This window comes from Algoriphagus sp. 4150 (assembly GCF_031457395.1).
GTDB lineage: Bacteria > Bacteroidota > Bacteroidia > Cytophagales > Cyclobacteriaceae > Algoriphagus.
This window is the reverse complement of the sequence record NZ_JAVDWS010000015.1, coordinates 132209-148997: the sequence shown is the minus strand read 5'-3', so window position 1 is coordinate 148997 and position 16789 is coordinate 132209. Positions and strand designations below refer to the sequence as shown.

Annotated in this window: 16 protein-coding genes; 9 read left to right on the top strand and 7 right to left on the bottom strand. The window is 40.2% G+C overall.

The annotated features are described in order from the left end of the window. Positions 1-286 precede the first annotated feature (286 nt). Positions 287-2461 carry a radical SAM protein gene (locus tag J2X69_RS17840; protein WP_310106395.1) on the bottom strand — a complete coding sequence of 725 codons (2175 nt, stop codon included), beginning with the start codon at positions 2459-2461 and terminating at the stop codon, positions 287-289. 221 nt (positions 2462-2682) lie between these two features. Here J2X69_RS17840 and J2X69_RS17835 point away from each other — a divergent pair, with 221 nt between their 5' ends. The 3 genes from J2X69_RS17835 to J2X69_RS17825 all read left to right on the top strand — a co-directional run bounded on the left by J2X69_RS17835 (position 2683) and on the right by J2X69_RS17825 (position 5304). Next, positions 2683-3570 (top strand): dienelactone hydrolase family protein, encoded by an 888-nt coding sequence (locus J2X69_RS17835; protein WP_310106393.1) that lies wholly within the window; start codon positions 2683-2685, stop codon positions 3568-3570. Positions 3571-3601: 31 nt separating this feature from the next. Then, the gene (locus tag J2X69_RS17830; RefSeq protein WP_310106392.1) at positions 3602-4525 is read left to right on the top strand and encodes a hypothetical protein; all 924 of its coding nucleotides are present in this window, start codon (positions 3602-3604) and stop codon (positions 4523-4525) included. A 65-nt stretch (positions 4526-4590) separates the two neighbouring features. Continuing rightward, a complete protein-coding gene (locus J2X69_RS17825) occupies positions 4591-5304 on the top strand; it encodes a hypothetical protein (RefSeq protein ID WP_310106389.1) in 714 nt (237 codons plus the stop codon). 20 nt (positions 5305-5324) lie between these two features. Here the strand turns inward: J2X69_RS17825 and J2X69_RS17820 are convergent, their stop codons facing one another. After that, a complete protein-coding gene (locus tag J2X69_RS17820; RefSeq protein ID WP_310106387.1) occupies positions 5325-6374 on the bottom strand; it encodes a hypothetical protein in 1050 nt (349 codons plus the stop codon). 237 nt (positions 6375-6611) lie between these two features. Here J2X69_RS17820 and J2X69_RS17815 point away from each other — a divergent pair, with 237 nt between their 5' ends. Continuing rightward, entirely contained in the window at positions 6612-6905 is a 294-nt protein-coding gene (locus J2X69_RS17815) for a hypothetical protein (protein WP_310106385.1), read from the top strand. A gap of 87 nt (positions 6906-6992) precedes the next feature. Here the strand turns inward: J2X69_RS17815 and J2X69_RS17810 are convergent, their stop codons facing one another. Continuing rightward, complete coding sequence (locus J2X69_RS17810; protein WP_310106382.1) at positions 6993-7397, bottom strand: XRE family transcriptional regulator; 405 nt, start codon at positions 7395-7397, stop codon at positions 6993-6995. Between the two features lie 969 nt (positions 7398-8366). On the opposite strand from J2X69_RS17810, the gene J2X69_RS17805 reads away from it, so the two are divergent. Then, positions 8367-9149, top strand: coding sequence for an NYN domain-containing protein (locus tag J2X69_RS17805; RefSeq protein ID WP_310106378.1), 783 nt, complete (start codon positions 8367-8369; stop codon positions 9147-9149). A gap of 225 nt (positions 9150-9374) precedes the next feature. After that, positions 9375-10043: an NAD-dependent epimerase/dehydratase family protein gene (locus J2X69_RS17800; RefSeq protein WP_310106374.1), complete on the top strand. Its 669-nt coding sequence runs from the start codon at positions 9375-9377 to the stop codon at positions 10041-10043. Positions 10044-10061: 18 nt separating this feature from the next. Here J2X69_RS17800 and J2X69_RS17795 read toward each other — a convergent pair whose 3' ends face one another. The 3 genes from J2X69_RS17795 to J2X69_RS17785 form a co-directional block, all read right to left on the bottom strand. Then, positions 10062-11216 (bottom strand): DUF4221 family protein, encoded by a 1155-nt coding sequence (locus tag J2X69_RS17795; protein WP_310106370.1) that lies wholly within the window; start codon positions 11214-11216, stop codon positions 10062-10064. 87 nt (positions 11217-11303) lie between these two features. After that, positions 11304-11699, bottom strand: a complete 396-nt coding sequence (locus J2X69_RS17790) for a group III truncated hemoglobin (protein WP_310106367.1) — start codon at positions 11697-11699, stop codon at positions 11304-11306. 2 nt (positions 11700-11701) lie between these two features. Then, positions 11702-12952, bottom strand: a complete 1251-nt coding sequence (locus J2X69_RS17785) for an ectonucleotide pyrophosphatase/phosphodiesterase (protein ID WP_310106363.1) — start codon at positions 12950-12952, stop codon at positions 11702-11704. Between the two features lie 417 nt (positions 12953-13369). Here J2X69_RS17785 and J2X69_RS17780 point away from each other — a divergent pair, with 417 nt between their 5' ends. Beyond that, positions 13370-14047 carry an OmpA family protein gene (locus tag J2X69_RS17780; protein ID WP_310106360.1) on the top strand — a complete coding sequence of 226 codons (678 nt, stop codon included), beginning with the start codon at positions 13370-13372 and terminating at the stop codon, positions 14045-14047. A gap of 144 nt (positions 14048-14191) precedes the next feature. Here the strand turns inward: J2X69_RS17780 and J2X69_RS17775 are convergent, their stop codons facing one another. Next, the gene (locus J2X69_RS17775; protein WP_310106357.1) at positions 14192-14710 is read right to left on the bottom strand and encodes a GNAT family N-acetyltransferase; all 519 of its coding nucleotides are present in this window, start codon (positions 14708-14710) and stop codon (positions 14192-14194) included. Between the two features lie 356 nt (positions 14711-15066). Here J2X69_RS17775 and J2X69_RS17770 point away from each other — a divergent pair, with 356 nt between their 5' ends. Then, on the top strand, positions 15067-15951 hold the full coding sequence (locus J2X69_RS17770) for a DUF808 domain-containing protein (RefSeq protein WP_310106355.1): 885 nt from the start codon (positions 15067-15069) through the stop codon (positions 15949-15951). Between the two features lie 151 nt (positions 15952-16102). Next, the gene (locus J2X69_RS17765; protein WP_310106351.1) at positions 16103-16732 is read left to right on the top strand and encodes an NAD(P)H-dependent oxidoreductase; all 630 of its coding nucleotides are present in this window, start codon (positions 16103-16105) and stop codon (positions 16730-16732) included. The last annotated feature ends 57 nt before the right edge of the window (positions 16733-16789 follow it).

The window sequence follows — 16789 nt, the reverse complement described above, 5'->3', positions numbered from 1 at the left end:
AAATACGTTGGGGCTTTAGTTGAAATCCTTTTTTCATCTTAATTGGTTTTTTGTCCCAACAAAATGTGTCAACTTTATTCAGGGAGTATCACCTTGACGCTAGTGTTTTCCGAATCCTATGATCACAAACGGAGATAAAAGAAGCATCATAATCTTATAAATAAAAGGATCAGCGATAATCAGCGAATTTTTCTGCGGTGATCTGCGGGAAACACCCGACTTTCAGAAAAAAGCAACTTAAGATTTGGCAAACATTAGAATTGAGCCCACTTCTGTCTTCCAGCTTTTAAAACACCAGCAATCCATGTTCTCTTAATATTTCCCAAACCTCAGATTCCAGCAGTTCCTCAAAGTCTCCAAATCCCGATTCATAGCTCTCACGGATAGGTTTCAGCGTATTGAGTTTTTGTCCATATCCCACAGTCAACAGCATTTCATATACCCATTGCCCCAAATCAAGGGGCAGCTCCATTGCAAAATCTTCCTTTTTACCTGAGAAAATCAATTCGGAAAGATCATCTTCCCCGAAAACCTGCAACTCCGGCTGAGCTCCAATCCACAGGATTCTATTTCGATCTTTACATTCCGGAGTAGGCTCGTTTCTAATTTCATTCGCAATAAAATTCTTCGGAATTGTAGTCTTCGGAACCTTCGAATCAAACCATTCCTGAAGCGGCACGTCAAAACATACCCCGTGCATGTAATTAAAAAGAGATTTGCGAAGTCCTTCACCAAATAGCTCGTGGTTGGCTCCCGTGGGATCATCGTGCGGGAGGTCATTGTTTGCGAAAGTACCTTCCGTAGGCATCAAGTTGATCGCTCCATACGCTTTTGGATCAAGACCGACCGGACTATGTGCCGTCATGGCAAAGCGGTGCCAAAAACCGGACTGGATCACCCCGGCTTGGATCAGCTGTCTCACCATTTCCAGAGAATCGATCGTCTCTTGTGCAGTCTGGGTAGGAAAACCATACATCAAATATGCATGAACCATGATTCCCGCTTGGGTAAAATGATTGGTCACCTGAGCCACCTGAGACACAGTCACTCCTTTTTTGATCAATGCCAACAAGCGGTCTGAAGCCACTTCCAAACCTCCGGAAACGGCAATGCATCCGGATGCTCTTAGCAAGCGACAGAGATCAGCGGTAAAGCTGCTTTCAAACCTGATATTGGTCCACCAAGTCACCGAAAGCTGTCTGCGCAATATCTCAATGGCTAGGTCCCGCATCAGCGCAGGCGGAGCAGCTTCATCGACAAAATGGAATCCATTTTGTCCGGTTTGAGCCATGATTTCTTCTATTCGGTCGCATAGAATTGATGCAGTAATCGGCTCATATCTTCCGATATAATCTAGAGATACATCGCAAAAAGTACATTTACCCCAATAGCACCCATGTGCCAACGTCATCTTATTCCAGCGACCATCCGACCAAAGTCTGTGCATGGGATTGGCCACTTCGATGACAGAAAGATAATCCCGGATGAGCAAATCACTGTAATCAGGAGTACCTACTTCACGCTGAGGAACATCTTTGGCAGAATTGCTATTGCAGTAAGTTACTTTCCCGTCAATACGGGCAAAAGTCCTTTTCAGCTCCCCAACGGGTATTTTCCCATCCAGATGATCTAATAGTAAGCGAATGGGCGCTTCTCCATCATCCAGCACAATAAAGTCTATGTAATCAAAAACCCTTGGTTCTTTCAGCGAGCGTAATTCGGTATTTGGATAACCTCCACCCATCCAGAGGACAAGTTCAGGATGGTGCTCCTTGAGGTATTGACCACATTTGAAAGCTCCATACAGATTGCCTGGAAAAGGGACTGAAAAAGCCACGGAAGTGGGTTGATACTTCTGAATCTTCTGCTCGAGCAACTCCCACAGCAACTCATCAATCAATCCCGACTCCTGATGCAACGCTTCCTGCATCTCGTCAAATGAATTGGCGGACATTCCCAGCCGCTCTGCATATCTGCTAAAGCCAAAATGCGGATCAATCTGCTCTGTGATCAGATCTGCCAAGTCCTCCAGATACAACGTGGCAAAATACCGTGCCTTATCACGGATTCCCAGCGTTCCAAACGCCCACTCCAGGTCATCCAACTGCTCAAATCTACTTGCTTCCGGCAGGTAATCCCCTTCGGCAATTCGGTAGGCAAGTGTCGGGTTTTTATCCTGCAAAAATGCGATTACGGGATCTATACTTTGTAAATAATTGGCTTTCAGCCGTACCATTCTGGCAGAATTTTCGGATAGTTCAGTTTGATCTGCCTCAATCTGCCCGAAGATTTTATTTAATCCGGATTTTGAAAAAAGCTGCAAAATCACCTCAATTCCCAGGTCCACCTGATTTGATGCGACACCAATTTGATTGAGGTAACCTTTCAAATAGGCAGTCGCCGGATAAGGGGTATTCAGCTGGGTAAAAGGCGGAGTGATAAAGAGAACTTTTGAGGCCAAGATGCAAGAGAAGTGATTTGAGCCTGCAAGTTCGGAAGAATATAAGGAAGTTGGAAGCGGGATCGGTTTTCGGTTGTCAGTTCTCTGTTGCCGGTTCTTGGCTCTCGGTTCTCGGTTCTAATGTCTTATGTCTAGCGTCTAATGTCTAAACATTTACACGAACGAATATATTTACTTCCGGCAAATCAGTAAATTACAGGAGAACCTACAAAACCAGAACCATGAAGGAATTAAGAAAAGAAGACATCAATCAGGAGGTTTTTGACCTGTACGATGCATATGCACACAATAAACTGGAAAGAAGACAATTTATAGAAAAGCTATCTGCCTATGCAGTAGGAGGTGTGACGGTCGCTGCGCTCATGAGTGCTATGATGCCAAATTATGACGATACCCGCACGATCAAATCCGACGATACCCGCTTGGCTTCGGATTACGTCACCTACGATTCTCCAAAAGGAGGCGGTAAAATCAAAGGACTTCTTTCCACTCCAACAGGTACCTCCGGCAAAGTCCCAGGAGTAGTAGTCGTTCATGAGAACCGTGGCTTAAATCCTTACATAGAAGATGTGGGAAGAAGAACGGCAGTGGCAGGATTTATCTCCTTGGCTCCGGATGCCCTAACCCCACTCGGTGGCTATCCGGGAAATGACGATGAAGGACGTACGATGCAAAGCAAAAGAGACAGAGATGAAATGTTAGAGGATTTTATCGCCGCTTATGAGTATTTGAAAGCACATCCGGATTGCAATGGGAAAATCGGGGTGGTAGGATTTTGCTTCGGGGGATGGATATCCAATATGATGGCCGTCCGCATCCCAACTTTAAATGCGGCGGTTCCCTTTTACGGTGGTCAGCCTTCTGCGGAGGAAGCAGCTCAAATCAAGTCCCCACTGATGCTTCATTTTGCTGCACTGGACGAGCGGGTAAATGCCGGTTGGCCAGCCTACGAGAAAGCCCTGAAGGAAAGCGGAGTAGAATACCAGGCATTTATGTATCCAGATGTCAATCATGGTTTTCACAATAACACTACTCCAAGATACGATGAAGCTGCTGCAACGCTGGCTTGGGACAGGACGGTTGGGTTTTTTAAGGAGAAACTACTTTAAAGAATTACATGCTAACTTTTGAAAAAACTTTATGGAATTAAGCAAATTAATAGATACGTCGAATAAAGAAAGTATTGGAAAGCACTACCTATCGAAGGGGGTAAGTTTTGCAATAAAAAAAGAATTTGGAAAATCATACGAATTCTTCAAAGAAGGAATAGACCTTTTAACATGTGACTGTCCCAGAGGCGGCTGGCTGGATCCTTATAAAAATGTAGGAAAAGCATTATTTGATGACTTGAACATTCGACACGAAAGCCATTTGGAATATTATTTCGTAAAAGCTTATATATTGAGTTATGAAAATGACTTAAAGGAATTATACTTATCACTTGATGCCATAGACAGATATTTAGAAAATAAAAATGATGGATATGGACAATATGTTAAAGGAAAAATCTTACTCGCATTAGAAAAGCCTCAAGAAGCAATAAATTGTTTTAATAATGCTTATTCATTCACTAACCACCATATTCTACAATATCGAATTGGCCGAACCAAAGAGCAATTTTTAGAAGAATACGGCCTTGGGGATTTATTCCTTTCATTCCTAAATAACAATACTAGTGTTTGTTGCGCAAGAAACCTTAAAGAATACTCAAAAAGAAAGGGAATCATATTAGAAAATAATGACGACCCAAACAATATGCTAATTAATGCTTTTCTTATTGAAGAGGATGAATGGGATTTTCAATATTTTTTTGAAGAATTAATAGAAGACCGACTTGGAAATAATCTTTCTCCGTATGATAAAAGTAATACAATTATTTTCTCTTATATTAAATGGATTATAGCTAATTCTGATTGTTTTCTAGAAGAAGATTTGGGCGATAGTGAAGCTGATTATGATGACTATAGATATAACCACCCGTATAGTAGTTCACATAGTAACCCATACTATAATGATTCATTAGATATGGATCAGCAAAGTCCAGAATTCTGGGATAACTTATAAATCTCACATTTTGTAATTAATATATAAATATTGAGGTTATTTGAACTAATAAAAAAAACAATTGAATGAAAGAAGAAACAAATAGCCGAGTTTTACAAAATAGAATTTCCAATCTTTTTGGAACGGGAGAATTTGGCGAATTCAGAGATTATTTATACTTAATGGAATCTCTATTTACTCAAGAGAAAGAGAAAGCGCAACAATCATTTAACATTAATTATCTTGAGGAGGAAGCTAAAAGTGCTGGTGAAGACCATAGAGACTATTTAAATTTTTTAATGAGCGAAAAACATAGAGAGATCTCATTAATTTCATATGACTTTCCTAATGGGTTTAGAGCATCCTTTCTAACTCAACTATTTTCCTTTCTTGAATTTGAGCTGAAAAATATTTGCTATTACCACTCTACAAAAAATGGTTTAGACTTTTCAATAAATCACGTAAATAGTGGGTCGGAATTTGATAAAATTAAAACATATTTAACCAAAAAAGCAAAGATAGAACTTAATAAGCTGAATTCAGAATGGGAATTTATTAAAAATATTAAGCTGGTTAGAAACTTACTTATTCATCATCAAGGATTAATATCAGATCAAAATCAAAATTTCACTAAAATACGCAAATTTGCAGAGAACAACAGCCTAACATTCACTAAATACAATCAATCCGAAAATCAAATAACATATATACTAATATTACCGGATAGAAAAATTTTAGAAAACACAATTTTAGTATTTAAGCAATTCATATTTGAATTAATTAAATTCTTGGAAATATAAATACAAAATTTATAATTTGGCTATTCACAAATTTCATTTTTAAATTCCTTATAATTGTAATTCCCCATTTCTTCAACTTTACTCATATCCTCACAAGCACCCCTATGATCATTTGACAAGTATTTAGCTTGTGCCCTTAAGGCATATTGATCGCTGTTTGACGGGGCTAATTTTATTGACTTATTTATATCTTCTATTGTCTTTTCATATTCCTCGATGGCCAAATATGAAATTGCTCTGTTTAAATAGACCTTAAAATCTGAGTTTTTTATCACAAGGGCATTTGTATAGTGTTTTATTGCTTTTTCGTGATCATTTTCTTTAGCGTATATAATTCCAAGGTGAAAATTTACATTTTCATTTAAATGAACCAATTCAAAAGATTTTTCAAAATGCATTTTAGATTCCTGTAATTTACTTTTACTATAGCTTATAGCTCCTAATCCCTCATGGATTTCATCTAAATAGTGTACTTCTTTATTCGATTCAAGTGCTTTATTATAAAACATTTCAGCCGAATCCAATTTTCCTATTTTGACATAAATACTCCCCAAACTACCTAATACTTGGCTATTATTTCCATAATTTTTTAATGCTTCTTTTAAGACATGGACAGAACTAGCTGTATCCTTATTTTCAAAATTAAAAATTGATGATTCTATTAACAATTCAGTATTTTTTGAATCTATAGAAAACCCTAAATCAAGATATATTTTTGCTGAATCAAAATTCCCTTTTAGTAAATAATAATTTCTTGCAATCCTAATATATGGTTTTATTTGGTCTGGATTAAGGTGCAAAGATTTTTTAAAGTGAAATATAGCACTATCAGGCAAATTCAAATTTTCAAAAGATATACCATAAAGATATAACTCCTCCGAGTCCTTCTTGGCTTTTATGTTTTTCTGAAGTATACTGAATGCCAAATTGTAGTTCCTTTGGTTAGTAGCTTCAAAAAATTCCTTTTCATAATTTGGAGAGGTATTATCTTTAGGCTTTAACCATGCTAAATAGAACCACAAAATAAATATTGTTGAAAAAATACTGTATTTAATGATTTTTGATTTCATATATAGTTTCAAATATGATGAAAGAATTAAATTCACGTAGAGTCTTCGAGAATTTGGCACTCTATCTTTTTTCTCCGGTAAGGCAAATAATTAAGAGCCCGTTATTTTTTTCTTGCTTGTCATCGTTCTAAAGATAGGAATTTCTTTCAAATCACTGGATTCCCTCCCAAGCATAATATTCTGGTTAGATATTTTCTGAAACGGCAGAATTCCTACCTTGTCGAAAAACAAATTTTTATGAACCTAGAATTTAAATCATACTACGAAATACCTTTCGGTAAAGAAACAAAATTCCTCGAATTTTCCACCTCATTTCTAAGGGTGAAGGATAGAGCTGAAGACATTTCGGATAAACAAGGTTTGCGTTTGAATTTTGAAGATGCGTCCAAAAATGCCAAAGCAAATAACTCTCTCCTTAAATCTAAACAATTCGAATGGAAGGGATATCATGCCTCATTGATCCATGATCCCTCTAAAAACCAATTTTGGCTGGAATTAACCTTAAATCAAGAAGTTAATTTTGAGTTTTAAAATCCTCCGCTGAGCATTAGCTAGGCGTGAGTTTGTAACTACGTCTTATTATCAAAAAAAAGCTAGATCAACAGAAAACCACTTTTCTTATTTCTCCATCATCTTCTTCAGCAACTCCACCTTTTCCCGCTCGGATTCCAGAAGTCGCTCATAAAGCTTTTTGTTTTCTTCAAGTGCCTCCACCCATTTATCAATGGGATTAAAAACTAAACTGCAATGATTGTTTATGGATCCAGCATTATCATGGAGTGTACTTGAAATAATGTTTATAGCTGCCTCTTCTGTAAAGCTCCTTATCGCATCCGCTGGAACCTTTAAAATCTCAGCTACCTGACGCAAGAGCTCCTCCTCCACTTCTTCCTTTTGCTCCAGCAGACTGATTTTCTTCTGAGACCAGTCAGGCCCGAGTTCGAAGGCGAGCGATTCCTGCTTAATGCCCATCATCTCACGAAAACGCTTGATATTCCTGCCGTGGTGGATTTTTTCGTTCATAGTCTGAAGTATTAGAAGGGGAAATTAGCAAAATCTGCCCAAAGTGTTTAGACTAATTTATTCCTTAGGGATGAGATCAGCAAGGAAATGACTGTATTACATGATAAAACCAGACAAAAGGTGTCGGGATAAGTGATGCCTGATTGAGCGTTTGGCTGCTTACAGGGCAGGAGAATAACTTAGGTTGCTCATGGTGTACTATTGATATCTGTGATGCCCAAGGTAGTCAGACCTACGGCATTATTTTGGAAATTACCCCCCCCTGACCGTAAACCAAGTGTTGAGCTAAGCGTTTGTAACTACGCTTTCCTATTCTAATCAATTTAATATTGATCTTGATATTTGGGAGGACGGGGCGCTAATAGTTCAACCCTCCCGAAATCGCTTCACTCATCGGGACTATCGCTTCAGGGTTGTCATTTCCTATTCAAAGCTCCTCTTATACACAGCTTGCACCCATGGTTATTGAGAAGTTTGATCCCCACCACGGCGGGCAAGCATTTCAGGATCATTTTCGGAAATCATTTGTAAATTAAATGCTACTAAAAACCTGACCACAAAGTGGTCGAACCTTTCAATAACCGCGGGTGAAACCCGTGGACAAACCTATGCTCGCAAGATTCCATACGACCCCGGAGGGTGTCGAACTTTCGGTTAATCCCGAATTTCTCCGCCCAAGTGAGTGTCTCCACTCACTTACTTATTGGTTATTTCAAAGCATAAATTAAATGGCTTGAAGAAGGTTGTGAGTGAGGACACTCACAACGGCGATAAAAAGGCAATAAAAAGTTGTGAGGAGGACACGCACAACGGTGAAATAATTTCCGAATACTCTATCAAGTGATCTGTGAAGACACAGACCACGCGGCAGCAAAATACCAAAAGTACAAATTCCGGATTTTCAACTCTCCAATTCCCAACCTCGGCTTATTAATTGCTAGCTTTAGGACAACGACATTACATTTTTATATGCTAGATAATAAATTCAATATTGCCGTCCTGATCGACGGGGACAATGCACAAGCAAAACTAATCAAGGAGATCCTGGAAGAAGTCTCCAAATACGGCAAAGCCACCATCCGTAGAATATACGGGGACTGGACCACTCCCCATATGAACAGCTGGAAGGAAATGATCAACCTTCACTCTTTCAGTCCCATCCAGAAATTCTCTTACACTACCGGCAAAAATTCCACGGACAGCTCGATGATCATCGATGCAATGGATATACTCCACAGCAAAAGTGTGGATGGTTTTTGTATCGTTTCCTCGGATTCTGACTACACAGGTTTGGCAAAAAGAATCCGTGAAGAAGGCTTGTTTGTGATGGGAATAGGCCGTAGAATCACTCCAAAAGCCTTTGTACAATCCTGCGAGATTTTCACTTATGCTGAGAATCTTTTGCCCGAGGAAAAGCCGAAAACCACTTCGAAGAAAGTGGATAAATCCCAGGTCAGTACTACCCGGAAAAATGTGGTTTTGGTGGAAGAAGTCAAGGCAGAACAGCCGGAAAAGGAAAACGCAGAGCTGGATCTGAGCATAATAGACAAGGCCTTTGAAATATCCTCAGATGAAGAAGAGGAAATCCACATCGCAAAAATCGGGGCTTCACTGCGAAAGATAGATCCAAGTTTTGACCCAAGGTCGTATGGATTCAGAAATCTGACAGAGCTTTTTAGAAGCTTGAAAAAATACCAGGTAATGAAAAATGAAGTAAATGGGCTGAATTATCCACTGGTTAAATTGAAATAATCAGGAAAATGGATGTCGGGTTACGGGTGATAGATGTAGACTCCATCATAAAATTTAGCCAATTATTGAATGTTTTTGATAGTAAAGAAACAAAAACAATATAGAGAATAGTTAATACTAACATTAAAGGCACATCGGTCTACCTCGCTGGGGCGGGTCTGCCTCCAGGCAAACCAAAGAGAATTAGGCTACTGGCATCGTTGAGGATTATCATAATTAAGTAATATGGGACTGAAAGTCATTATTACAGGAACAACAGGAATGGTAGGCGAAGGCGTTATGCAGCGCTGTTTGGAAAATCCAATCATCGAAAAGGTTGTCGCGATCAGCCGAAAACCTAATGGTCATCAGCATCCCAAACTGCAAGAGATTATCCACTCGGATTTCTCCGATCTTGATGCTATAGAAAGTCAACTGGTAAATTTTGACGCCTGCTTTTTCTGTGCTGGAATTTCATCTGTAGGGATCAGTAAAGAGCAATACGAAAAGATCACGTATGACTTGACATTGAGCTTTGCAGCCACTTTAGCGAAGCTCAATCCTCAGATGACTTTTACTTATGTGTCTGGACAAGGAACAGACAGTTCAGAAAAGGGAAAAAGCCATTGGGCTCGGGTGAAAGGAAAAACCGAGAATGAGCTAAAGAAGCTGCCTTTCCAGCAGGTTTTTGCATACCGCCCCGGGATAATGAAACCTATGGATGGAGCGAAACATGTGCTTCCCTGGTATAAATATTTTGCATGGATGTATCCTATCGGAAGGAAGTTCTATCCAAATGGATTCAATACTCTGGCGGAAGTGGCAGACTCAATGGTATATGTCAGCTCTTCGGGTTATAAGAAATTTATCCTTGAAGGAAAAGAAATTACAGAAACTGCAAATCTCCTCCGCTAGGCCAACTAGCAAATACAATTATTCCAACTCCTCCAGCCTAAACACTTCAAAACTCATCAAGTCCTCCTTATTCGCAGGATTGTCAGGATGACTGATAGAAATATATAATCCTTCCTTGCCCACAAAGGAATTTCCGGGATAATAGGTATTATCGGGCATCAGTGTTTCTCCCAAGATATTTAAGTCCTTATCAAGTATCATCACGGCAAACTTCCGTGGGAATCTCCTCAATTGGTCTATTTCCTCTTCATTTTGTACATCTACTTTGGGAAATACAAAGCGATAAAATACGCCCCTAAATTCATCATACAAGATCCGCTCGTAGCGGTCAGACGCCAATACATATTTCATGGTTTCGAAGCGATCTGTACTACCGAAACTCTCGAAGCTTTCCTCCATGAATTGGCTTTTGGAATTTACAGTTTTCAGGAGGTTTCCCTGCAAATCTGTTACATAAAGATTATGATCAGCTACAAGCGAATAAACTAACCTGTCATCCGTAGCAGCCATACTGAAATCCAGAAGTTTTGCGCCGGAAGCATTATAATCCACCGGCCAGCTTATAGGCAAAAGATCCACTTCGGAATTCTTTAGATCAATACTATATCCGAATTTTTTGGATGACAATTCCTCCCCGGTAATTTCGCGCAGATTCCCTTCAAATTTTGCATTTACCAATAACTTATGCCCAATCAAAACGGGCTTATACGTGAAGTGAGCATTATGTAGAAAAGCACTTGTATAGCCTAAAGGAGGTTCATAGTTAAATTTGGCTTTAATATGTGCACTAGTATCCGTTAGATGAAGATTGTGCATAGGATACCCAAAAAGAAAAACACTATCCATACTATGCACATGAAAACCTTGGATAAAACCTACGCCCTCGGGCCCCTGCAGCTCAAAAACCATTCTCTTTTCCAGTGTCTTGGAGTCCAGATTGTAGAGTTGTATTTCATTGTTGGAAAAATTGAGGTTAAACAGCCATTCACTATTTTCATCCTGAAAAGCCACTAAGCCATCACTGACATTCGAAGTTTGACTGTCTATCTGCAATGATACCAGCTGCCCGTCAGACACTAGTTCCTGCGGAGTTGTGATTGAATCAGAGCCGCAGCTCAGCAAAAAGCACATTCCTACAATAAGCATACATGATATGACATGACATCTATCCATGTACCTAATTTAAGGGTTTCCGGTTATAGTAGGCTATATAATTATCTTGAGTTTCAAAAAATCCGGATGCTTCGATACTGAAAACTATTAGTTCACCCTAGCTTCCCAAATCCGCATAAAAAGCATATGAGCCATTCTTCTTGCATGTTCCTTGGCATAGTTTGCATTTTCTCCTTCGAAATACCGGTCAAGCGTCTCAAACCACAACTCCAACCAATATCCAAAATGCACCTGCTCTATGCTATTACCCACCTCCGCATCTACTGTTCTGTGCACTTTGACCGGGTTGAACTTACCTGCTCCCGGTCCGGTCTGTAGCAAGATCATCTCCCAAAAATCACTTAGGTGGATCAGATGCGTATCCCAATCTTTCACCACGCCATTGAAAATCGGCCCCAACGTCTCATGTTTGCGTACCTGATCATAAAATCTCCTAACCAGAAAATCTACCTCTTTGCGTGAGCTTATATCAAGCTTATCCATGACTAGTTTTTTAAAATAGGTGCCAAAACCTCCAATTTACCATCAATACTATCAGGAATCGGTAAGCCTAAAATCTTACAAATCATCGGGTACACATGCACGTTCTGAAAGGTTTCTATCCTAAGACCTGAATTAAACGCGGGGCCATTGGCATAGAATACTGCGTGCATTTCTTTGTACGCAGGACTAAACCCATGCTCTCCAAAAACAGTAGTCCCCAAGCTCTTTGCGCGCCTCTTAGTCAGAGTGACTGCCGGTCCTGTTGCCAAGTAGTAACCCATATCCGGAATGATCAGAATGTCTCCAATCCTATCTTTGTACATCAAATCCTGATAATTTTCCTTGTGATCTACGTCAGTGATATGGACAGGAAAACCGGCATTTTCAAGCGATTTGATCACCTTCCGTTTGTCCTTTTTATTTTCCAAATACACATGAGCCAAAGCTCCGTTATTGACAACACTCCCGGGAACATCCTTGGTCAGTATAGTAAGATTCAAGAAATTATCTACCGGAATATCCGTCATTCCATGATCCGAAACGATGATCACATTGATATCAAGATCATAACTTTTCAACCCTTCAAAAAGTGCCCCTAACTCATGATCCAGCTTCCTTAGTCTTGGCTCAAGCATAGCGTCGTTGGAAGGACCATATGCATGCCCTACATCATCCATATCAGAAAAATACAGGGTAATAAGTCTGGGGCGCTCAGCTTCCGGCAATTCCAGCCATTTGAACACCTCTGACACTCTAGTCATGTTGCTCACGCTTCCATCATACGGGTAATAATAGCTAGGCCGAATTCCCTGGATATCTGCTTCCGATCCTACGAAAAAATAACTCGCCGCAACCATGTCATTTTGCTCTGCAAGCACCCACAGAGGAGTCCCACCATACCAGCTCCCATCCTGCACCAGTTCCTTTTTGCCTATTCCGTAAGTCAGATCTTTTTCCGGATCGTAAAAAGAATTGTCCACCAGGCCATGATGCTCAGGCTTAAGGCCCGTAGCAATTGTATAGTGGTTGGGAAAAGTCTTACTGGGGAATGACGGCATCATGCTTTCTGCCTCCACTCCTTCCGCAATAAACCTTCTGAGATTTTCAGGCTGAAATCGATCTACATAATCATATCTAAACCCATCAAGTGAAATCAAAATCACTATGGGTTCCTTTGATTCAGCAGTTCCTTGGGAAAAAGCGAAAGTTGGAATTGTTACTAAAGACAATAACAGTAGGCAAAATCTTTTCATGTGATTATAATTGTTTTCTATTGGCCACTTGGAATCTCTCATGCGGGATAATCATTCCATTGTGTGATCCCGTAGGTATGGGACCATGCTCGATTTCATGGGGATAATATTTCCTCAAAAATACCGGCTGCATTCATGGCAAGCAATCCATCCGTCACTTATAATAGATTGGTAAACTTAAGGGCATATTCGGTTTTCGGCTTTTAGAAGTAAGCATAGCCCTTCTGGTTGGATCTATTCATGATCAGCAAAAAGATAGAGAAAAACTATCCGTTTTCTATCAGCTCAACTGTAAGCACTACTATTTCCCCGTGGGACACATTCCTTCTCACACAAACACATAATCAACTTCTTTACGTTTAACATTGAAATGGCATATGAATTGAACCCTTTAGCATATCAAACAAACAAGTAAGTATGAAAACGACCAACAAATTCCTAATGGCAGCGCTAGTCACCACTACCACATTGGGAGCCGTGAGCTGTAAATCAAGTAACACCGTGAAAGGTGGGGCTATCGGTGGAGCAGCAGGCGGAGCACTCGGGGGAGTCATCGCCGGAAAGAATAATACCGCTGTAGGAGTACTGCTCGGGTCTGTTATCGGTGGATCTGCAGGAGCAATTATCGGCCATCGAATGGATAAAGCCGCTGACGAACTTCAGAGGGATCTTGAAGGAGCAAATGTAGAGCGTGTAGGAGAAGGCATCAAAATCACATTCGACTCAGGTTTGATGTTTCCTGTAAACAAATCCGACTTGAGTGAGGCCTCAAAACAAAACTTGAAAGAATTAGCCGAAACATTGAAAAAATATGAGGAGACGAACATTCTTGTGGAAGGCCATACCGATAACACCGGCTCGGAAGAATACAATATGGAGCTTTCACGGAAGAGAGCTTATTCTGTAGAAGACTATTTGACAAGTCAGGGAATCGCCAAGAACCGGATGGAAATCACCGCTTATGGCGAGATGCAACCTACTGCCACCAATGATACCGAGGCGGGAAGACAGCAAAACCGAAGAGTGGAAGTCGCTATCTATGCGAATAAGAAAATGCAAAAAATGGCTGAAAAAGGCGAATTGGGAGGGAATTGATCCATAACCAGCCCTTTCTTTTAGATCTTAAGGCGACCGGATGGTCGCCTTTTCTTATGAAAATCAATTAAGTAGCATGAGCAACAGTTTCAACCCGCGGATTAGCCCAAACCTTTCGTCCAAAATCTAAATCAAACCGGAATTTTATTGAAAATCTATTTTCATCAAAAAATCAGTCTGAATCTCATCTCCAAAAGGGAATGGATGTGAGCTAAAAATACTCAACCCGTGTTTTTCGTAGAACTTGATGGCTCGCCTATTCTTCTCCCAAACGCCAAGCCAGAGATATTTTTTTCGATTCAGCTTCGCAAAATTGATGGTATGGGTAAGCAAGACCGTCCCCAGCCCCATGCCAATATACTCAGCAAGAAGGTATAGCCGGGCCACTTCCAAACTGGAATTATCCTGAAGTTCAGTTTGGGCAGGAACAAAATTCACTTTGGCATAGCCGGCAAGAACCCCATCCACTTCCAGGAGAAAAAAAACAGATGCCGGATTCTCCATTTCATCCACAAACTGTTCTTCTGTAAAAGCCTCTTCCAAATAAGCGTTTACATTTTCGATTTTATTTCCTTCTGTAAAAGCTTGGACAAAGGAGGTCCTAGCCATTTCCACCAAGGGACTCAGGTCAGCAAAATTGGCTTTTCTGATTAAATAAGACATGCGTTAATAATATGGTTCAGAATACCCGATCAGTAGGCATTTCAATTTGCGCACAAATCTAATTTGATTTTATCTTCTTTAGCTTCAAATCAACTCTTTTCCTCCAATAAATTAACTGGCGGTATCTTTACTTATCCATGCCTAAGTCTTACAAACATTTTGGAGTGTTGTAGCAAAACACCAAAATCTCATGAGGTAAACTAAGCAAGTTTGAATCATGACTTGATTACTGATTTACTCCCTATGCTAATTTTCCCACAGGCACAATCTTTATTTGTAAGCACAGCAGGGGCAGAGTATATTCACTTTCAATTGAGATAAAGTGGGGGAAATTTTCAAAAGTTTTCAATAATAAAATGGCTTCAGGAATATTTGCATTGCTAGACGATATCGCCACACTGATGGACGATGTGGCCGTGATGAGTAAAGTAGCTGCTAAGAAAACAGCCGGAATATTGGGTGATGATTTGGCTGTGAATGCTGAGAAAGCCTCGGGATTTGTCTCCGATCGGGAGATACCTGTGCTTTGGGCCATCACCAAAGGTTCTCTACTGAACAAAGCAATAATTCTCCCTTTTGCTTTTTTGCTCAGTGCTTTTGTTCCTACTGTAGTTACAATTATTTTGATACTCGGCGGGCTCTATCTCGCGTATGAGGGGGCAGAAAAAATCTACGAATATATCGTGCCTCATGAGCATACCAACACAGTGATAATAGATGAGAATGTTTCTGAAGAAGAATTACTTCGGCGCGAAAAAGAAAAAATAAAATCCGCTGTGGTAACTGATTTCATTTTATCCGTAGAGATTGTGATCATTGCTTTGGGTACTGTGGTGAACGAACCTATTCTGGAGCAAATCATAGTAGTATCTGTCATCGCTCTCTTAGCAACAGTAGGTGTATATGGAATAGTGGCCCTAATAGTACGCATGGACGAGTTTGGCTACAAGCTGATAGCAATGAATAAGCAAGAAGACAGCTTCTCAGACAAGGTTGGGCTACTGCTTGTAAATGCCCTTCCCAAAATAGTCAAAGCCATGGGATTGATAGGCACAATAGCCCTCCTACTGGTATCCGGAGGGATTTTCGTCCATAATCTAGATTTCTTCCATCACCTCTTCCCTTCCTTCCCCGCCATCATTACTGAGTTTTTGGTCGGCTTGGTCGTTGGTTTTATTGTATTTGCAATTGTTGAATTTGGAAAAAGGCTCTTTAAGAAAAAGGAGGGCGGCAATCACTAGTTACAGGTGTTTTAGTCAAGTATTACCCTCATGTTAAAGCACCTATGTGTATACATTAATTTTCTAAACACGGAACTTTCGGAAGACGATTGTGTTTAGTAATCATTGCTTTTGGCGAAAGCTGAAAACATCAAAACTAAACCAAGAAATCATGCAAGTATTAGAAAATTTGAATTGGCGATATGCTACCAAATCAATGAACGGAACTCCTGTTCCCCAAGAAAAAGTAGACTACATACTGGAAGCTGTCAGACTTACTGCGTCCTCTTCAGGATTGCAGCCATATGAAATTCTGGTAATCACTGATCCGGAAATAAAAGAAAGAATCAAGCCAATTGCTTGGAATCAAAGTCAAATCACAGACGCATCCCATGTGCTTGTATTTGCTGCATGGGACAATTACACTGCTGAGCGAATCAACAGCGTCTTCAAATCCAATAATGAACAAAGAGGCTTACCTGACAGTACCACTGATGAGTACCGTAAAAGGCTTTTAAGCTTATACACAGCTAAAACTGCTGAAGAAAACTTCACCCACACCGCCAAACAAGCTTACATTGCCCTTGGTACCGCATTGATAGCAGCAGCTGAGCAGCAAGTGGATTCTACTCCGATGGAAGGATTTGACCCTGCAGCACTGGATGAAATTCTGGACCTTAAATCCAAAGGGCTTAGAAGTGTAGTAGTACTTCCACTTGGTTACAGAAACGAGGAAAATGACTGGCTTGTCAACATGAAAAAAGTACGTACTCCAAAAGAAAAATTCGTAACAGTAATCTAACTATGACGATTATTACGGCACTTTTAAAGCGTATTGGGTAAAGCACTCGATACGCTT